17 protein-coding genes are annotated in these 17,912 nt (G+C 62.1%); 10 read left to right on the plus strand and 7 right to left on the minus strand.

What is annotated here, in order from left to right; all coding sequences use genetic code 11:
- Positions 1-56: 56 nt before the first annotated feature.
- The gene (locus tag DVK00_RS17860; protein WP_008309674.1) at positions 57-455 is read right to left on the minus strand and encodes a YlbF family regulator; all 399 of its coding nucleotides are present in this window, start codon (positions 453-455) and stop codon (positions 57-59) included.
- Between the two features lie 218 nt (positions 456-673).
- Between DVK00_RS17860 and DVK00_RS17865 the strand changes: the two genes are divergently transcribed.
- The 7 genes from DVK00_RS17865 to DVK00_RS17895 all read left to right on the plus strand — a co-directional run bounded on the left by DVK00_RS17865 (position 674) and on the right by DVK00_RS17895 (position 8,890).
- On the plus strand, positions 674-1,948 hold the full coding sequence (locus DVK00_RS17865; protein WP_121537665.1) for a methyl-accepting chemotaxis protein: 1,275 nt from the start codon (positions 674-676) through the stop codon (positions 1,946-1,948).
- Positions 1,949-2,003: 55 nt separating this feature from the next.
- Positions 2,004-3,050 carry a diphthamide biosynthesis enzyme Dph2 gene (gene dph2 / locus DVK00_RS17870; protein ID WP_101349829.1) on the plus strand — a complete coding sequence of 349 codons (1,047 nt, stop codon included), beginning with the start codon at positions 2,004-2,006 and terminating at the stop codon, positions 3,048-3,050.
- A gap of 60 nt (positions 3,051-3,110) precedes the next feature.
- Positions 3,111-5,042, plus strand: a complete 1,932-nt coding sequence (locus tag DVK00_RS17875; protein WP_121578132.1) for an ATP-binding protein — start codon at positions 3,111-3,113, stop codon at positions 5,040-5,042.
- Positions 5,035-5,481: a response regulator gene (locus DVK00_RS17880; protein ID WP_121512473.1), complete on the plus strand. Its 447-nt coding sequence runs from the start codon at positions 5,035-5,037 to the stop codon at positions 5,479-5,481. Before DVK00_RS17875 ends, DVK00_RS17880 begins: the two co-directional genes overlap by 8 nt.
- Before the next feature lie 2 nt (positions 5,482-5,483).
- A complete protein-coding gene (locus DVK00_RS17885; protein ID WP_101351418.1) occupies positions 5,484-6,557 on the plus strand; it encodes an ATP-binding protein in 1,074 nt (357 codons plus the stop codon).
- A 96-nt stretch (positions 6,558-6,653) separates the two neighbouring features.
- Positions 6,654-8,213: an ATP-binding protein gene (locus DVK00_RS17890; RefSeq protein WP_101349826.1), complete on the plus strand. Its 1,560-nt coding sequence runs from the start codon at positions 6,654-6,656 to the stop codon at positions 8,211-8,213.
- Positions 8,214-8,263: 50 nt separating this feature from the next.
- On the plus strand, positions 8,264-8,890 hold the full coding sequence (locus DVK00_RS17895) for an METTL5 family protein (RefSeq protein ID WP_101349825.1): 627 nt from the start codon (positions 8,264-8,266) through the stop codon (positions 8,888-8,890).
- On the opposite strand, the gene DVK00_RS17900 is transcribed toward DVK00_RS17895, so the two are convergent.
- Together DVK00_RS17900 and DVK00_RS17905 are read right to left on the minus strand one after the other, a co-directional pair.
- A complete protein-coding gene (locus DVK00_RS17900; protein WP_101349824.1) occupies positions 8,887-10,539 on the minus strand; it encodes a rhomboid family intramembrane serine protease in 1,653 nt (550 codons plus the stop codon). The two genes, DVK00_RS17895 and DVK00_RS17900, sit on opposite strands and share 4 nt — an antisense overlap.
- Positions 10,540-10,648: 109 nt before the next feature.
- Positions 10,649-11,068 carry a DoxX family protein gene (locus DVK00_RS17905; protein ID WP_101349823.1) on the minus strand — a complete coding sequence of 140 codons (420 nt, stop codon included), beginning with the start codon at positions 11,066-11,068 and terminating at the stop codon, positions 10,649-10,651.
- Positions 11,069-11,204: 136 nt separating this feature from the next.
- Between DVK00_RS17905 and DVK00_RS17910 the strand changes: the two genes are divergently transcribed.
- A complete protein-coding gene (locus DVK00_RS17910) occupies positions 11,205-11,555 on the plus strand; it encodes a helix-turn-helix domain-containing protein (protein WP_101349822.1) in 351 nt (116 codons plus the stop codon).
- 46 nt (positions 11,556-11,601) lie between these two features.
- The gene (locus DVK00_RS17915) at positions 11,602-11,928 is read left to right on the plus strand and encodes a hypothetical protein (RefSeq protein WP_101349821.1); all 327 of its coding nucleotides are present in this window, start codon (positions 11,602-11,604) and stop codon (positions 11,926-11,928) included.
- Between the two features lies 1 nt (position 11,929).
- Here the strand turns inward: DVK00_RS17915 and aglJ are convergent, their stop codons facing one another.
- On the minus strand, positions 11,930-12,976 hold the full coding sequence (gene aglJ / locus DVK00_RS17920; protein ID WP_121537661.1) for an S-layer glycoprotein N-glycosyltransferase AglJ: 1,047 nt from the start codon (positions 12,974-12,976) through the stop codon (positions 11,930-11,932).
- Between the two features lie 328 nt (positions 12,977-13,304).
- Here aglJ and DVK00_RS17925 point away from each other — a divergent pair, with 328 nt between their 5' ends.
- A complete protein-coding gene (locus tag DVK00_RS17925; protein WP_101349819.1) occupies positions 13,305-14,153 on the plus strand; it encodes a TrmB family transcriptional regulator in 849 nt (282 codons plus the stop codon).
- Here the strand turns inward: DVK00_RS17925 and DVK00_RS17930 are convergent.
- The 3 genes from DVK00_RS17930 to DVK00_RS17940 all read right to left on the minus strand — a co-directional run bounded on the left by DVK00_RS17930 (position 14,144) and on the right by DVK00_RS17940 (position 17,828).
- A complete protein-coding gene (locus DVK00_RS17930; protein WP_101349818.1) occupies positions 14,144-15,598 on the minus strand; it encodes a sulfatase in 1,455 nt (484 codons plus the stop codon). The two genes, DVK00_RS17925 and DVK00_RS17930, sit on opposite strands and share 10 nt — an antisense overlap.
- 2 nt (positions 15,599-15,600) lie before the next feature.
- Positions 15,601-16,578 (minus strand): alkaline phosphatase family protein, encoded by a 978-nt coding sequence (locus tag DVK00_RS17935; RefSeq protein WP_101349817.1) that lies wholly within the window; start codon positions 16,576-16,578, stop codon positions 15,601-15,603.
- 68 nt (positions 16,579-16,646) lie between these two features.
- Positions 16,647-17,828 carry a glycosyltransferase gene (locus DVK00_RS17940; protein WP_101349816.1) on the minus strand — a complete coding sequence of 394 codons (1,182 nt, stop codon included), beginning with the start codon at positions 17,826-17,828 and terminating at the stop codon, positions 16,647-16,649.
- Positions 17,829-17,912: the final 84 nt, after the last annotated feature.

Genomic DNA, 17,912 nt, shown 5'->3' on the forward strand with positions numbered 1-17,912 from the left:
GCTTCTGACTGGCTGCCTCAGGGTCAGCAGAACCGCGACCGCAAAAATCCCGGTGTTCAGTCCTCGCAGCAACCGCCGGCTTTCTGCCCGAAGTCAACGGCCAGTTCCTCAGAGACAATCTCGTTGAGTTCCTGCAGGCGCAGTTCGAGTTCGTTCTGGGCCTCCAGATAGTCGCTCATTACCGGGATGTCGTGGAGTTCCTCCTGCTTTTGCTGGACTTTCCGGAGGTCTTCCTGCGAAGCGTTCCCGGTCTGACGGGCGAGCATGAATTCCTCTCGGATCTGCTCGAACTCCTTGATAGCCGCCTGCGCCTCGTCGTGGTTCTCGACGGCGTCTTTCGTCTCCTTGAATCGCTGGTACACCGGCAGCTCGGCGATTGCCTCGCCGAACTCTGTAGCGAGCGCTTCGACGTGGTCACCGTCGATATCAGCGGCGGTATCGGTCTCGATGCTCATCATCGTCGTGTATGGGCTCGGGCGGTATAGGCCTGCCGAAACCGGGTTGTTCCGGCCAGGACCGTCGCTATACTGATCGGGCTGTAGCTTCACCCGCGGGAAAGGCGACCCAATCCAGTTATCAACTCGCATAATCGGTCGAAAACGGTATATCCGTTTCCGAGATATCACCCACAATGGCGGAAACTGCACCTGAAAGCGGTCTACTACCAGAGTCAATGGACAACAGCGGAGAGTTCTGGCTCCATGCGTTCGAGTCGCTTGTCGCGGATTTACCCGAGCCGGCGTTCGTGGTTGATGCGGACGGCGATATCACACACTGGAATCAAGCAGTGGCAAACATTCTCGGCCTTCCGGCGAGTGAGGCGGTCGGGATGAACGCCTACGATGTGTTTGGCACAGAAGGTCAAGACGAGACGCTCGCTCAGGAGGTCATCAGGACAGGGGAGCCAGTCCGCGAGGACGAGTTCCGCTCCGCCGAGCGGCCCGACGGGACGATGGCCCACGCGCGGGCGGTTGCTGTCCCACTCATGGGTCCCGGCGGGGAGGCTATCGGAGCACTGGAGTTACTGATCGATTTCAGCGATATCGTTGAACAGCGCGAAGCGCTCCAGAACCTCCAGTCACAGATGGCGACAGACGTCGAGTCGGCGGTCAGCGAAATCAGCGACTCCGCCGCAGCCGTTACCGAGCAGTCCGACGAGATCAAGGAGATGGCCGGAGAGCAGTCCGACAATCTCGACGAGGTCCAGTCCGAGGTCTCCGGATTCAGCGCCACCGTCGAGGAAATCGCCTCCAGCGCCGAGGAAGTGAGCAGCCAGAGCGGTGAGGCCAGGGAACTCGCCGAGGAATCCGTCGAAACAGCCGAGGAAACCATCGAACGCGTCGAGGATGCGACTGAGTCCGCCGAACAGGTCGCGTCGGACTCGGCGGAGCTCCGGGGCCACATCGAAGAAATCGACGAGTTTGTCGAGGTCATCAACGACATCGCGGACCAGACGAACATGCTGGCACTGAACGCCAACATCGAAGCTGCGCGGAGCAACAGCGACAGCGACGGGTTCGCGGTCGTCGCCGACGAGATCAAGGAACTGGCCGACGAGTCCAAGCAGCACGCCGACGAGGTCGAGCGTATCGTGGGGGAGGTCCGCGAAATGGCCGACGACACCGCCGAAAACGTCGAGGAAACGACGGACGCGATCCAGCAGGCGCTCACTGACCTCGAGACGGTGCTTGACAATCAGGAGGCCATTCTCGACGCCGCGTCGGAAACCGAACAGGGCATCGGCGAGGTTGCGGCGGCGACTGACGACCAGGCCGCAAGTGCCGAGGAAATCGCCAGCATGATCGACGAAATCGCCCAGCGTGCCGCCGAGGTGTCTGCGTCCATCGACGAGCTGGCTGACGAAAACGAAACCCAACATCAGATGGCCCGGGACTTAGAGGAGAACGTCGAGCGTGTCGAGCGCCGACTCGCCGAGATCATGAGGTGACTGCCCGCTCATCGAAACACGGGGGTTATGACGCTCGAACGGGTACAGGGTTTCAATGAGTCAAGAGCGGACTGACGGCGACCTCCGGAACACCGGACTGTCGCTCAAACACGACCGCGAGTGGGATTACGAGCTCGACCGAATCATCGAAGCTGTCGAGGAGCGCGACGCAGAGAAGGTGGGCCTGCAGTTCCCCGAGGGACTGAAACGCCGCGGCCCGGCCGTGGCCGACGACCTCCGCGAGGAACTGCCTGACGACGTGACGGTGTTGCTCTCGGGCCAGCCCTGTTATGGGGCCTGTGACCTCGATACGTACATGATGCGCCGGACGGACGTGTTCGTCCACTTCGGTCACTCACCGATGAAGGAGTCTGACAAGATTATCTACGTGCCGCTGTTCTCCAACGTCGACGTCTTCCCCATCATGGAGCAGGCCCGTGAGGAGCAACTCGCCGACCCCGAAGAGGACCCCGACGTGGGGCTGGTGACGACGGCCCAGCACATGAACAAGTTCGAGGAGATGCGCGAGTGGCTAGAGGAGCGCGGCTACACGGTCCACACGCGCCGCGGCGACGAGCGGCTGACCCACGAGGGGCAGGTGCTTGGCTGTAACTACGCCAGCGCCGACGTGGACGCCGACCAGATGCTGTACGTCGGTGGCGGGAAGTTCCACCCGCTCGGGCTGGCGATGGAACACCCTGAGAAGCACGTCGTCATCGCGGACCCGGTCAACAACGTCGTTACCGTCGCTGACACGGAGAAGTTCATGAAGCAGCGCTACGGCGCGGTCCACCGCGCGATGGACGCCGAGTCTTGGGGGGTTATCTTCTGTACCAAAATCGGGCAGGGCCGCTGGGACAAGGCCCAGGAAATCGTCGAGAACAACGAGAACGCATACCTCATCACCATGGATGAGGTGACACCGGACCGGCTGACGAACTTCGGGATGGACGCCTACGTCAACACCGGCTGTCCGCGCATCACGACCGACGACGGCCCGCAGTTCAAGAAGCCGATGCTCACCCCCGGAGAGTACGAGATTGCCATCGGCGAGAAGCCGCTAGAATCCCTGGAGTTCGACACCTTCCACGGCACCTGGTAGCGTTCTCAGACCTGAGAACGGCGGGAATACAGTCTTATATTCCGCCAGCCGAATCTCTGTATGGCTTCTACGGAGGACACTACTCTTTTCCGCGACGTTTTCGAGGTGAACCCGGACCCGATTATGATCCACGACGCCGACACTGGGACTGTTGTCAGGGCTAACGAGGCAGCGGGCGCGTTGCTCGGATGTCCCCCGGCGGATGTCGTCGGGATGCACGTCGGCGAGTTCAGCCCGCCGGGGTTCTCGACGGCGGACGCAAACGCCCTGATTGCGGAGGCAGCCACGTCGGGGTCGACACAGGTCGAGTGGACGACAGAGGGTCCGGATGGGGAGAGCCGGCGGGTCGAAGTGTTGCTCGAGCGCGCCGTTATCGACGACGTAACTCGTGTTGTGGCGTTCATTCACGATGTGACCGAAATCCGGCGACAGGAACGCAAAAATACTGAACGGAGCCAGCAACTCCAGACGCTGATCGAGAACCTTCCGGTCGTTGTGTTCACTCTCGACTCCGATGGCGTCTTCACCTACTCGGCCGGGAAGGGACTGGCCGAACTCGGTTTAGAACCCGGCGAACTCGAAGGCGTCTCGGTGTTCGAGGCGTACGGCCAGTATCCGGACATCGTCGCCGCTGTCGAGCAAGCGCTGGACGGCGAAGAGGTCCGCGTGACACAGAAAGTGGATGGCCTCGTCTTCGAGACGTGGTATCGGCCAGTGTTCGGCGATGACGGAGAACTGACGCAGGTCGTCAGCGTCGCCCGCGACATCACTGACCTCAAACAGCGTGAGGCGCGCATCGAAACACTCAGCGAAGCGACGAATGAACTGCTGTACACCCGCACGGAGCAGGCGGTCGCGGACACGGTGACACAGATCGCACAGCGCATCATCGACCAGCCACTGGCAGCGATGTGGTCCTACGACAGTGACGACGACACCCTCTATCCGATTGGTGCGACGGACGAAGCGGTCGACTTCGCGGCGGTGGAGGCAGCGTCGGATCTCCCACCGATGGGTCCCGAAAGCGACGAGAACCGCCTGTTCCACGATGGTAGTCCGACCGTCGTCGAGGACTATCAGGCGCTATCGAACCCGTCATCGCCACAGGCATCGTTGCGGACGGTGCTGTTTCTCCCGCTCGAGGACTACGGGATGCTGTGTATCGGCTCGCCGACTGTCGAATCCTTCGACAGCCACGACCGGTTCTTGCTCGATATTCTTGCGAGTACTGGGGCCGCAGCGCTTGACCGGGTCGAACGGGAGACGCGACTCAAATCAAAGCAGACGGAACTCGAACGGTCGAACGAGGCGCTCCAGCAGTTCGCCTACATCGCCTCACACGACCTGCAGGAGCCCCTCCGGATGGTATCAAGCTACGTGGACCTGCTGGACAGCGAATACGGCGACGAGCTTGATGACGAGGCCGCCGAGTACATGGCCTTTGCCATCGACGGGGCTCGCCGAATGCAGGAGATGGTCAATGCCCTGCTCCGGTACTCGCGGGTCGAGACAACCTCGGGCGAGTTCGAGGAGACGGACCCGGAGGCGGTGATCGACCGGACGCTGGACGCCTTACAGATGCGAATAGAAGAGGTAGACGCGACAATCACAGTGGGGGCACTGCCACCCGTCGAAGCCGATCCGAACCAGGTCGGGCAGGTATTCCAGAATCTACTGGAAAACGCTATCGAGTACGCCGTGGAAGCCGGCATGGAGCCACGTATCGAGGTCAGCGCAGACAGAGATGACGACGATGTTGTGTTCACCGTCTCGGACAACGGGCCGGGGATTCCGGCGGCGGACCGCGAGGAGGTGTTCGACATCTTCCACCGGGCCGGAGCCCACGACACGGAAGGAACCGGCATCGGGCTAGCCGTCTGCCAGCGAATTGTCCTGCGCCACGACGGACGCATCTGGGTCGAACCGTCGGACGACGGCGCGACGTTCAAGTTTACGTTGCCCGCGGTAACGGAGGTGTGCGGCGATGACTGAATCCAGCGAGGGACGGCCGGTGGAGATTCTACTGGCGGAGGACAATCCCGGCGATGTCAAGCTGACCGAGAAAGCGCTGGAGAAGGGCAAGGTGCTGAACAACCTGCACGTCGTCAACGACGGTGTCGAGGCACTGGCGTTCCTCCGTCAGGAAGGCGAGTACGACGACGCACCGCGGCCTGATCTGTTGTTACTCGACCTCAATATGCCACGTAAAGGAGGGCAAGAGGTCCTCGAAGAGATGAAAGACGACGAGTCGCTTCGGCGGATTCCGGTCGTCGTGTTGACCAGTTCTGAGGCGGAGGAAGACATCATCGAATCGTACGACCTCCACGCGAACGCCTATCTGACGAAGCCAGTCGACTTCGACGGCTTCGTCGACATCGTGAGCAGCGTCGAGGAGTTCTTCCTCACGGTAGTCAAGCGGCCACCGAAATGACGATGACTGAGACGATACACCTCAACGTGCTCCTCGTCGAAGACAATCCGGGCGACGCTCAGCTCGTCGAGCATCACCTGAACTCGCCAGCCGTAGCGCACTTCGTCGATGACGTGACGATTTCCCACGTCGAGTCCTTGGCGCCGGTCGGTGAACAGCCGGACACAGCCTACGACGTGGTGCTGCTGGACCTCGGACTCCCCGAGTCAACAGGGCTCGCGACACTCGACCGGGCAACCGAGATGGTCAGGGGAGTGCCGATCATCGTTCTCACGGGCATGCAGGACCGGGAGATGGCTATCGAAGCGATCAACCGCGGCGCACAGGACTATCTGCCGAAAGCGGATCTGGACGGTGACCGACTCGTGAGGGCACTCCGGTACGCAGTCGTCAGGAGCCGCCAGCAGCGTGCGATTCAGCGCCAGACAGACCAGATGGACTTCTTCAACAGCATCCTGCAACACGATATCCTCAACGGGATGAACGTCATTCGGGCACGCGGCGAACTCCTCGAAGACACGCTCGACAGCCAGGAACGCGAGTACGCGTCGACCATCGTCCAGTGGAGCGACGACCTGATCGACCTCACGGAGAAGGTCCGGTCAGTGCTGGAGACGGTCACCGACGAGGACGGGCGAAGCCACGAACACCGGGAGCTACAGGCCGTCCTCACGGCCGCGGCGGAGCGCGCCCGGTCGGTCGGTGACGACTGTACTGTCACCGTCGAATCGGAGGCCGTTACCGTCGTCGCCGACGAACTGCTCGACGACGTGTTCGCGAACCTCTTTCTCAACGCAGTCGAACACGGTGGTGCCGATGTGACCATCGATGTGACGACGAGGGTCGAGGACGGGGTTGTCACAGTCTGTCTCGCCGACGACGGGGACGGCATTCCGAGCAGCGAGGCCCGGCGCATCTTCGAGCGCGGCGAGAAGGGCTCTGAGTCCGGCGGCACCGGCTTCGGGCTCTACTTCGTGGACACGATGGTCCGGAGCTACGGTGGCGATGTCTGGGTCGAGGACAGCGACCTTGGTGGCGCAGCGTTTTATATCGAACTCCCACACGCGACTCCGTAGAGGGAATCGATTGCCACACTGTTACCGGTCAGCCGCATTTCAGCTTCTGAGAAACGGGGCCGAATGTTCAATTCCGGGGAGGTCGAGTCTCCGGCTATGAATGATCCGCTGGACGGTGCCGAGGGTAGCGACCCGGAAGAACAGGATCGCTATCTTGCGGCTATGCAGGACCTCACTGCGGCGATGGCGGCCAGCGGAACCTCGTTTCGGGAGCGCGTCGAGCCAGTTTTGGCCGTCGGTCGAGAACACCTCGGGTTTCCGAACGGACACATCGCAGTGATCGCTGGCGACAGCCACGAAATCGTCGCCAGTAGCGGTCTACAATCCACGATTACGGCGGGTGACGAGACACCACGTTCCGAGACGTACTGTAGACACACCCTCAGCGAATCCGGGATGTACATAGTCACCAACGCAAGTGAGGAAATGGCGACTGACCCTGCCTACGAGCGGTTCGGACTAGAGGCCTACGTCGGCGCGACGTTGCGGGCGGACGGGGCGGAGTACGGAACGCTGTGTTTCGTCAACGACAGCGAGTCGATTTCGGAGTTCTCGGACTGGCAGCAGACGCTGTTCGAACATCTCACGCAGTGGGTCGAAGCAGAGATCGAACGCGAGCTAGCTGTTGATACACGCGAGCAGAGCCAGCGACTGCTGGAAGCGACGTTCAACTCACCGGAGACGTTCATCGGTATTCTCAACGCTGACGGAAACCTTCTCAGGGCGAACACAACAGCCCTCGGATTCATCGACGCCGATGACGACGCCGTCCTCGGGGAACTGTTCTGGGAAACGCCCTGGTGGAACCACAGTGACGAAGTAGCGTGCCGTTGCCAGAACGCTGTTGAGCGGGCGAGTGAGGGCGAGATGGTCAGGTTCGAGGCCGAGCATGTCGGTGCAGACGGCCAGCGTATCTCGACCGCCGTCGTGGCCCGGCCGGTAATGGTCGACGGGACCGTCCAGAAGGTAATCGTCGAGGGGACGGACATCACGGATCTCAAGCGCCGCGAAGAGCAAATGGAGTTTTTCAACAGTATTCTCAGGCACGACATCCTCAACGGGATGACAGTCATCGAGGCGCGCGCAGAAACGCTGGCAGATGCACTTACTGGGACACAGGCGGCCTACGCCGAGACGATTCTGGACTGGAGTCAGGACATCGTCGACCTCACACAGAAGGTCCGGAGCGTCCTGAGCACGATGTCAGACGATGAGCTGACCGAGGCAGAGACGATAGAATTAGGGCCGGTCGTCGAAGGGGCAACGAAAAAAGCGGTTTCAATGGCTGAAGACTGTACGCTCAGAACAGACATCCATGGCGATACCGTGGTCGTGGCTGACGACCTCCTCGACGATGTCGTCGGAAATATCTTGACGAACGCTGTCGAGCACGGCGGTCCAGGCACCACAATCGAGGTGACGACGGACCGCGTCGGCTCGATGGTCCATCTTCGCATCGCTGACGACGGACCCGGGATACCGCCCGCAGAGCGTGAGGCAATCTTCGAGAAGGGAGAGCGTGGACCCGAGTCGACGGGGACAGGGTTCGGATTGTACTTCGTGTCGGTGATGGTCAACAACTACGGCGGCGACATCTGGGTCGAAGACAGCGACCTCGGCGGCAGCGAGTTCGTCGTTACGCTCCCGGTAGCATAACCAGTGGGCATTTCCAAACGTTTTTGAATGATTTCTGCGTATTTCAGGTAATGCCGACAAAGAGTGCGCTCGCCCAGCAACTCGCCGTTGTCGCCGGATTCGACAATCCGCGGGCCAGTCTCGAACAGTACCGGACTCCGCCGAATCTGGCGGCCCATCTGGTCCATACTGCGGATCTTCAAGGCGACATTCAGGGACGGATGGTCGTCGATCTGGGCTGTGGCACCGGGATGTTGGCGCTGGGTGCAGCGTTGCGGTCGCCGGCGCGGGTTGTGGGGCTGGACATCGACCCCGCGCCGCTGTCGACGGCGCGCAAAAACGAGCGGAAGGTCGGTTCGACGACCCCAGTGTCGTGGGTTCGGGCAGATGCCACCACCGCTCCGCTGTCCCCGCCTGTCGAGGAAACGACCGTCGTGATGAACCCGCCCTTCGGCGCGCAGTCGGACAACGAACACGCCGACCGACGGTTCCTCGAAACTGCTGCGTCCATCGCAGCCGTGTCGTACTCGATTCACAACGACGGAAGCCAGTCGTTCGTCGAATCCTTCGCCGGGGACAACGGCGGCGAAGTGACCCATGCCTTCGAGACGGAGTTCGACCTGCCGCGACAGTTCGAGTTCCACGAATCGGACCGTCAGGCGATTACCGCAGAAGTGTACCGCATCGACTGGACCTAGGCCGCTTGCTGGCGGCGCTCCGCAATCTTCACACGAGTCCCATCTGTCCCCGCGTACAGCCGCGAGCGGTTCCGCTCGAAGGTCAGCCCGCCGATTCGCGTCCGCGTCATGTTCGCCGGAAGCGGTGCTTGCCCGACCGTTTCATTCCCCCGTGTTACGACCACGTCGAATCCGTTCTGCCGGGCCGCCACGGTCACGTTCCGCCCGTCGAGTATCACGTCCGCCGTCGATGGCTCCGAGGTGTACGCGGTCCGAGACTGGCCCCTCTCGCGCCTGAGCTGAACCCGGTAGACGCTGGCATTGCCAAGCACCGACCAGTCCGTCCGGTTCGCGTACACCGATTCACGCCAGGTCGAGCCACCGACCGTGACACGCTCCTTGCCGTTAACTGCGAGCTGACCCGGCTGGACGGCGGCGATCCAGACCTCCCGCTCTGCACTAGCGACGATGACGCCGCTGGCGTTGACGGTTGTCTCCGCTTGCTGCGTAGGCACCCAGATACTCTCGAAGTACGCGTTCGGAACGTTCTCGTCATAGGCCACCACGTAGTCTCTGACCTCGATGCCGTCTTCGGGGAGCTGGTCCGCTTGCAGGTCGACGACGTTCGTCGGGACGGCAGCGAGACTCAGTGCACCGAGGACGACGAGCAGCACTATCACTGCGAGTGATGCCGGGTGGCGGTCGAACGACGGGCGAAGGCGCCGGTCAGAGCCGACGGTCGCGGCGGCGACGACGAGCGCGAGGAGAAACACCAGTGCCGTCCCAGCCCAGCGGAACAACCGAAACCGGCCGCTGCCGAGCGGGATGTACACCGCCCAGAGGCCCTGTGCGACGGCGAACACGAGCGTCGCAAAGAACACCCGCAACATGTCCGGGTGTTCGTCCCGGCTCCGAAGCAACGCGAGCGCCACGACGACGCCTGCGAGTATGCCGATAGCGTGCCCCTGGATAGCGATGTTCGACCACCACGGCGTCACAAACCGGGTCTGGCCAGCGGCCGTCGACACCGGATATCGGAGTGCCGAATACAGGAGGTCGAGCACGCGGGTTCCGAGAAATGCACCGAGAAACAGCGTCGGCCGCGTCACGAGCGCGAACCCGGCAATGGCAAACACCACGCCGGAAAAGCCCACAATCGGCCCGATAGCGAACACCGCGGAGAACACACCCACGACGAACATGGCGACGGGAACAACCAGAATCCTGGCAAACGGGTTCGTCCGAAGCGACGTGAAGGTCTGGACACCCCGCTTGCGAGGGTAGTGGCCCCAGACGTACTCCGCGACCGTTCCGTACACCAGTGTGCCCATGAGGTTGCCCGTGATGTGGCCCTGACTGCCGTGAGTGAACGCCCCCGTGAGCATCCCGAACGGGTAGAAGTACGACCACGTCCGGAACGGGGTCACAAGCGGGTCCCGCGGGTGCCACCATGCGCCCTGCAGGAACAGGTACACCGCCGTGACACCCGCAATTGTCACCAGCGTCCCCCACGGGACCCCAAGCAGGAGTCGCGCCCGTACACCATCGCCCAGTCGTACACCCGAGAGTCGGCGGACGGCAAGAAGGATGACAAGCACCACGACGAGGACGACCGCTTCCTGCCATGGGAGCCACGCGGGCATGGCCGGCGTCGGCAGCGACTGCATCATTCACGCACAGTTCGGGTACGCGACGGCTTATGGATGGCGACAGGTGTCACTCGCCAACAGTGACTGATGGTGCTGGGCGAAGGCAACCGACTGTGGTAGACGCGGGACCTCAGAACATAGACAGGCCGACGCTGTACGGCCACGACGTACCAGCTACCGCAAGCAGCGACAGCGCGCCGCCGGCGAGGGCGATGTTCTTGAGGAACTGCGTCATCTCGTCCTGTACCTGCTCGTCCGGGACCGCCCAGAAGTTGTGCATCATGACGGCGGAAGCGACGAGGAACGTCGCCAGCGCCCCGGCCGCGATGACGGGGTACGCGCCGAGGATGACGAGGACGCCGCTGACGAGGAGCAATCCGCCGCTCCCGTAGACCGACGCCGCGGGTGCCGGGAGCCCTTTCGCCGCCGCGTAGGGCGTCATCTGGCCGGCGTTCTGGAAGTGGTTCAGGCCCATGAAGGCAAGCACCCCACCGAACAGGAGTCGGCCCAGCAAGAACAGCTCGCCCGCTCCGGCGGACTCAAACGCCATCAGGCGCTCACCTCCATGGCCGGAGTCGTTTCGCTACGAGACTGTCGAACCGCGATTAGTGGTTTCATTACGTTACTTGGTTCGTATCCGAACCTATTTGTACGTTCCCGGACAATGGGGATACCAGGTAGCACTGATGTCATCTGAAGTATTCACTGCCGCGGACGAGGAAGAGGAGAGCGGGCCGTGTGCCGTCATCGAGTCACTGGAACAGATCGGGTCGCGCTGGCGACTGGTCGTGCTCCACGAACTCCAGAACGGCGAACAGCGGTTCAACGAACTCAAACGGGCCACCGATGCCAGTTCTCGTACCCTCTCGCGGGTCCTCGATGATCTCCAGGAGATGGACTTTGTCGACCGACGGCTCGAAGAAGACGCGCCAGTCGCGACGTACTACCGACTCACGTCAAAGGGTGAATCCCTCTGTCCGGTGTTCGACGAAATCGAGGACTGGGCTGAGGAGTGGCTGGCCGGGTGCAAGAACTGACTGGACAACGCAGACTTTTCTATCCCCCGGCCCCATCGCTTTACCAATGGGAGTACGGCCACCAGCCGATAACAGCGACGAGCCAGACGTCATCGAGTTCGGTATCGCGGCACTCGACGCCCGCCTGTCGGACGTGGACATCGAGTATCCCGCGACCGCGAGGGAGGTCCGGGACGCCGCCGGCCACATCACGGTCCCGTTCGACGCGTCGGGCCACTCGATGACCGTCGCCGAGGCGCTTGACGAGACGAACGCCACGGAATTCGACAACGAGCAGGAGCTACTCAACGATCTCCATCCGATATTCGAGCGCAAACGGGAAGCAACCAGAAACAGTCTGCTCTCCCAGCTCCGCGCGCTGGTCCCGTTCTAAACTACTCGTCGGGCTGGTGCGGAGAGACCGCTGGCGTTGTCTCTGTATCACTCTCTCCGGTGCCCTCCGCGTCACCGACCGGCTGGTCGTTGAACACGTCCGCCGGCTGATCGCGGGTCTCGTGTGTGAGCTGGACAGCAATGTCCTCTAGACGGCGTGTCTGTTCGCGGTTTACCGCCACGAGCATATCAGACAGGACGCCGAACATGAGGAGCTGAATCCCCAGCAGAATGGCGAACGAGCCGACAACTGCGATCACCTCGTGTGAGATGCTGTTAACGACCCAGTCATAGGCCACGTACGCGCCGAGGAGGAACCCGACCACAGTGCTCCCGAGGCCAACGCTCCCAAAATAAAACAGTGGATTGTTGGTCTTTGCCATCTGGTACAGCGTCAGGATGATTGTCGCGCCGTCCCGGAACGGACGGAGGTTCGTGTCGGACTCGTCGGGCCGGGGCTGGTAGGTGATCGGCACCACCGTCGTCGAGATATTGTGTTTGACACACTCGACGGCCATCTCCGTCTCGATACCGAAGCCAGAAGCCGTCAGCGAGCTCCGCTGGAAGGACTGGCGCGTAAAGGCTCGATACCCGGAGAGGATATCGGTGAGGTCCCGTCCGTGAATCGTTTCGAAGGCACTGTTAATGATGCGGTTGCCGATCTGATTCAGTTTCGTCATCGCGCCGGGTCGCATATCCGCAAACCGGTTTCCGATGACGTGGGCGGCCTGGCCTGACAACAGCGGTTCGAGTAGCCTGTCCGCCTCGTCGGGCCGATAGGTCGCGTCGCCGTCGGCCATCAGGACGTACGGCTGCTCGATGTGACGCGTCACCGCCTCTCTGACGGCCTGCCCCTTCCCCGAGCCGGACTGTTCGACGACTCGCGCGCCGGCTGACTCGGCAGCCTCCTGTGTTCCGTCGGTCGAGCCGCCGTCAATGACGAGAACGTTGGTAAAGCCCTGCTCACGAAACCCGGACACGACCGACTCGATGGTCTCTGCCTCGTTGAACGTCGGCAACAGTATACAGACGTCGTCTCGGTCGGCCATTGACTCAACGTCATCCACGCGAAGACAAATAAATGCGGGTCTGCCCGCGTGCGGGTTTTCGGTCAGATTCTCGCAGTCGCCGATAAAAAAGCGGTGACTGCCAGGAAGCGCTGACAACAGCCGTGTCAGTCGTTGCGCTGCTCGCTCATGTGCTCCCAGACCTCCGCACAGCCACAGCCGTCTTCGATGTCTGCCAGGTGATCGTCTTCCTCTGTCTGGGATGTCGCAGTCATGTTACTCACTCTGCGAGTAACTACTCGCCGCCACCCACTAATAGATTTGGGCGGCGGGCGACGCGTTTTACATTCCCTGCCACACATGAGCGTGTATGAGCGACCCTGCGGACGTGTTCGACCTAGTCGGGCTGACCGAATACGAGGCGACAGCGCTGGAACAGCTGCTCTCGCTCGGCCGAACGACGGCCCCGAATCTCGCGGAAGCGAGCAGCATCCCCAAGGCCCGCGTCTACGGCGTGCTGGAGTCGCTCTCCGACCGCGGATTCATCAAGGTGATTCCCGGCCGTCCCAAAGAGTACCAGCCGAAATCGCCTGGCGAAATCCTCGACCGGGCCGTCGAGAACCGCAGGCAATCATACGAATCGTTTGCCACAGACATCGACTCCTACCGCGAAGCCTTCCTCGCCGAGTACGAACCACGGTTTGAACGGGCAAGCGAAGACATCTCGCCGACGGCAGAACTGTTCCACGTCGTCGACGTGGGCGAACCAAGCGAACGCGAGACCCGCCGGCTGTATGATGACGCCGAAGCGACGCTTCGTGTCATCACCAATAGCTTCGCCTACCTCGATAGCGTCGAACGCGCACTGGCGGAGACACTCGACCGTGGAGTCGAGGTCAGCGTTCTCTTCTTGCATCCCGACGAGCTACCAGCGGAGAAGGCTGCTGTTCAGGCCGACATCGTCGACCAACTGGCCTCGGAGTACCCTGCTGTCGACCTGCGATTCAGCACGGAGAAACTCCCCTGGCGCGGGACGCTCGTCGATCCGAGCATGGACTACGACAGCGGTGAGGCGATTCTACTGGTCGAGGAGCCGGACGTTCCCAACCACATGCGGCAGGCCGCACTCACGGACAACGGCTCGTTCGTCGCTGGGATGCAGCGCTACTTCGATCTGATCTGGGAGTATGAGAGCGTCGACACGGCCCGTCAGACGTAGCCAAGGTCCTCCAGTCGCTGGTATGTCCTGTCGTCGAGGTCGTCGAAGTCCTCGCCCGCCGTCTTGACGTCGCGTTCCTTTATCGACTCGAACGCACGGTCGACGTGTTCCGCACCGTCGTCGGAAACCTTGTAGGACGTCTGGGCGTCGCGGCTGACAACTGTGGCGGCGTGGTCGCGGCTAGTACAGTACTTGACAACGCCCTCGCTATCGTCTTCGAACACCGCTCGCGACGTGGCAGTCCACGGCGACAGGTCGTCGACGTACGCACCGGCACGCTCCTGCAGCGGTTCGTCGAGGCCGACCGCAGTGGCGAGGACCGGCCCGTCAGGACAGAAGCCGGCCGGCTGCCGGTCTCCGTCTCGAAGCCGATTCACGACCCGCGGAAATTCGACCAGCGACGCGGGACCGTCGACCCGTTGGGGTTCGGTCTGGCCCGGATGGCGCACGATGAGCGGGACGTGGAGCACGCTGTCGTGAATCGTGACGCCGTGCTCTGCGACCCGGACGCCCGGCCGCACGTCGCTCCGTTCGCCGAATCCTTCACCGTGGTCGCTCGTGATGACGAGGAGGGTGTTTTCGAGTTCGCCACGCTGTTCCAGTGCCGAAACCAACCGTTCGAGCTCCGCGTCCATCTGGCGAATCGCCCCATCGTACAACGACTCCACCGCCTTCTTTTGCCACCACGGCCGGTGGCCGCCGTTGAAGTCCCACTTCTGGTCCTCGAAGGAGGCCTGCAGCGACGACGCCTCCGAGCCGCCCCACTGGTCGTATTCGGGCATCGGTTCGTACGGAATGTGTGCGTCCATCAGGTTGAGACACGCCGCCCACGGCCCCTCCTGCCGGTCGCTCCAGTCCAGCAGCGAATCCACGTAGACGTCCGCCGGCGTCGACGCTCTGACGCTGTCCGGGAGGAGCCGCTTGTAATCGGACTGGAGTTTCGTCGCCACACCGTTTGCCAGCGACCGGAGCGGCGCGTCGTCTGTCAGCGCGAGTTTGACGAACTCCGCGTACTGGCCCCGCCCCTCGTTCGAGACGAACTCGTGGGGATTGACTGCGCCCGGGAACGGGACGTTCCGTGCACCGACGACCTCGTCGAACCCGTCCCGGAGTCCGACATCGACGGCCGTCAGCCAGTCGTTCTCGGTGAACACGCCCGTTTCGTAGCCGTCCTCGCGCAACTGCGAGAATACCGACGCCGAGGGGTCCAGCCGGTGGCCCGCCGAGACGACGCCGTGTTCTTCGACGTGTAGACCGGAGAAGATGCTCGCGTGGCTCGTGACGCTCCGCGCACCGGGGGCCCGGGCCTGCTCGTACAGTGTCGCCCGCTCCGCGGCAAAGGAGTCCAGAAACGGCGTCGTCTCGTTGACGTGGCCGTAGGCGCTGAGGTTCTGTGCCCGGGCGCTGTCGAGGATGACCAGCAAGACGTTTGGATCGTCCGACATAGCTACATATACCCGAGGTCTTCGAGATGCTCCTTGACTTCCTCCCCTGACCGGTCGCCGTCGTGCGACGCCGTCACCTGCGGCGTCGACGTGTGGTCGGTCCCGTCGAGTTCTGCTTCGATGGCCGCACGGACGTCGACGACGCTCTCGATCGCGTCGACCATGGCCGCGTCGGTCCCCGCAATCATCGCCTCGTCGGTGTGGACCCCGTCCTGCAGACCGTGGTCGCTGACGAGCAGTAGCTCGTCGTTGTCACCGAGGTCGTCACGGACCTCGCCGACGAACTCGTCGAGTTCCTCGTAGGCGCGGTCCTGCAGCGATGGCTGTTCGTACGCGACGTGGCCGACGAGGTCGAGCCCGCTCGTGTATGCAAACACCAGTTCGTGTCGGCCGCCTCTGAGCGCCCGTCGTGCGCGAGCGAGGCGAACCATCGACATTTCGAGGCACTGCTCGTAGAACAGCGCCGGGTCCGTCGACGAGTGCCCGCCTTTCGCTTCGAGGTCGCGCTCGAAGAGGTCGCCGAGGTTTCGCCGAAGGCTGTGCTCGCGGTCCTCGGTGTCCGGGTCGATCACGTAGTTCGGGATGCCGATTGGTGCCGCCTCTCGGCCGTCGAACACTGTCGACAGGCCGTTCTCCTCGTAATACGTCGCCGGGATCCGAAACGCGTCCTGTTCGGTGTTATTCAGTAGCCACGCCCCGAGACGCGTCTGCAGCCCCGACGGGAGGAGGTAATCCGCGGCAGCGCTCCCGAATCGGAGGGCAGGGTTCTCCCAGGCGACGCCGTTGTCGAGCGTGATCCCGTGTTCCGGTGGCCTGAGGCCGGTAATGATCGTCGGCCAGAGTTCGTGCGTGCTGGGGCCGCCCTCGACGCTCCTGATCGTCTCGATAGCGTGGTGATCAGCGAGCGTCAAATTCGGATGTGCCGTCGAGTCTACTAGTTCCGGGTCGAGTGCATCGATACCCAGCACTACGAGGACCATATTTACCTCGAACGTCTCAGTCGACGGCTTAAGACCTTTCGATGCACGCGATAGACGTCGGTGCGACCTTAGCCAGACAGCGAACGGTACAGGTCGAGGTACTCCTCCGCGATTTTCTGCCAGTCGTACTTCTCCTCAACACGGTCTCGTGCCTGTCTGGCTATATGTTTCGTGAGTTCGTAATCGGAGAGCAAGGTGGTGACGGCGTCTGCGATTGGTTCCGGTGACTCTGTCGGAACGACAAAGCCCTCCTCCCCGTCGCGGACCATCTCGCGCGCCCCGGATATATCGGTGACGACCACCGGACAGCCGGTTGACATCGCTTCCAGACGGACGAGGGAGAAGCTCTCCGACCGGGACGGGTGGATGAAGGCACGCGCCTGCGACAGGTGTTCCCGGACGATTGACTGGTCGACGTACCCGTGGAACGTGACGTTCTCCTCCAGATCGAGGTGCTCAACCTGCTCGTGCAGTTCGTCTTCCAGCGGCCCATCACCGAAGATGTTGAGATGGACATCTGGATGCTCCTGTCGGATTATGTCAAGTGCATCGAACAGGATATCGTAGCCCTTCCGTTCCCTGAGACTCCCGATAGCCACGAGCACCTTGGAGTCGGCAGGCTCGCTGTACTCGAAGAGATCCGGATCCACGCCGAGCGGGATCGTCCGGAGCTTTGACTCGTCGACCAACTCGGCGTACACGTCCCGAGCTTCCTCGTGGACGACGACGACCCGGTCAGCGGCTTCCAGCGTTCGCTCGAATAGTTCCATCCGGGGCGGGTCCAGAACCGCGTCACGCGTTGCGTCGACAGCCGCGTGTAGCGGGTCCGTAAGTGGACGCGGCAGATCCGACCCCACCCACGAGGAGACCATGCGGTTGAACTCCTCAGCCATAATCGCGTGTCCCGCCTGACATGGTCCGATGACGATCGGGACGTCTCCCTGAAGGCCCGAAACCAGAAGCGGATTGAACCACCGATAGCTAAGGTTCATATGGTGGTATATGTCTACAGGACCAGTGCGTAAATCTCCCAGAAGCGTCCGGTACAACTTCACGTAGTACGCGATCCGGTTAGCGCCACCGAGCGGGTACACAGTGACGTTTTCGGGGTCAAGCCGGTCGGAGACCGTCCGCGTGTACGTGTCGACAGTAAAGTCGTCGTCGTAGAGATTATTCAAGAGATTGTAGCTCTTCCCGTATTCGTCGTTGGACATATCCGCCTTGGTCGGCCCGACGAGAACCCGCGGCATGAGTGGTGGTGGAGCAGTGGTGGAGTTAACCGTTATATCTGGCGTTTTGGCATTGATCACGCTCGGTATTTTACGCGCCGCAGT

It is taken from the genome of Haloarcula sp. Atlit-47R, from assembly GCF_003665985.1.
Classification (GTDB): domain Archaea; phylum Halobacteriota; class Halobacteria; order Halobacteriales; family Haloarculaceae; genus Haloarcula; species Haloarcula taiwanensis.

Bases quoted from the DNA above. Each gene is read 5' to 3' on its own strand.
- DVK00_RS17940 (WP_101349816.1), bottom strand. From the start codon at position 17,828: ATGCCGCGGGTTCTCGTCGGGCCGACCAAGGCGGATATGTCCAACGAC.
- aglJ (WP_121537661.1), bottom strand. From the start codon at position 12,976: ATGGCCGACCGAGACGACGTCTGTATACTGTTGCCGACGTTCAACGAG.
- DVK00_RS17860 (WP_008309674.1), bottom strand. From the start codon at position 455: ATGAGCATCGAGACCGATACCGCCGCTGATATCGACGGTGACCACGTC.
- DVK00_RS17900 (WP_101349824.1), bottom strand. From the start codon at position 10,539: ATGATGCAGTCGCTGCCGACGCCGGCCATGCCCGCGTGGCTCCCATGG.
- DVK00_RS17915 (WP_101349821.1), top strand. From the start codon at position 11,602: ATGGGAGTACGGCCACCAGCCGATAACAGCGACGAGCCAGACGTCATC.
- DVK00_RS17910 (WP_101349822.1), top strand. From the start codon at position 11,205: ATGTCATCTGAAGTATTCACTGCCGCGGACGAGGAAGAGGAGAGCGGG.
- DVK00_RS17905 (WP_101349823.1), bottom strand. From the start codon at position 11,068: ATGGCGTTTGAGTCCGCCGGAGCGGGCGAGCTGTTCTTGCTGGGCCGA.
- DVK00_RS17890 (WP_101349826.1), top strand. From the start codon at position 6,654: ATGAATGATCCGCTGGACGGTGCCGAGGGTAGCGACCCGGAAGAACAG.
- DVK00_RS17880 (WP_121512473.1), top strand. From the start codon at position 5,035: ATGACTGAATCCAGCGAGGGACGGCCGGTGGAGATTCTACTGGCGGAG.
- DVK00_RS17875 (WP_121578132.1), top strand. From the start codon at position 3,111: ATGGCTTCTACGGAGGACACTACTCTTTTCCGCGACGTTTTCGAGGTG.
- DVK00_RS17935 (WP_101349817.1), bottom strand. From the start codon at position 16,578: ATGGTCCTCGTAGTGCTGGGTATCGATGCACTCGACCCGGAACTAGTA.
- dph2 (WP_101349829.1), top strand. From the start codon at position 2,004: ATGAGTCAAGAGCGGACTGACGGCGACCTCCGGAACACCGGACTGTCG.
- DVK00_RS17925 (WP_101349819.1), top strand. From the start codon at position 13,305: ATGAGCGACCCTGCGGACGTGTTCGACCTAGTCGGGCTGACCGAATAC.
- DVK00_RS17930 (WP_101349818.1), bottom strand. From the start codon at position 15,598: ATGTCGGACGATCCAAACGTCTTGCTGGTCATCCTCGACAGCGCCCGG.
- DVK00_RS17865 (WP_121537665.1), top strand. From the start codon at position 674: ATGGACAACAGCGGAGAGTTCTGGCTCCATGCGTTCGAGTCGCTTGTC.
- DVK00_RS17885 (WP_101351418.1), top strand. From the start codon at position 5,484: ATGACTGAGACGATACACCTCAACGTGCTCCTCGTCGAAGACAATCCG.
- DVK00_RS17895 (WP_101349825.1), top strand. From the start codon at position 8,264: ATGCCGACAAAGAGTGCGCTCGCCCAGCAACTCGCCGTTGTCGCCGGA.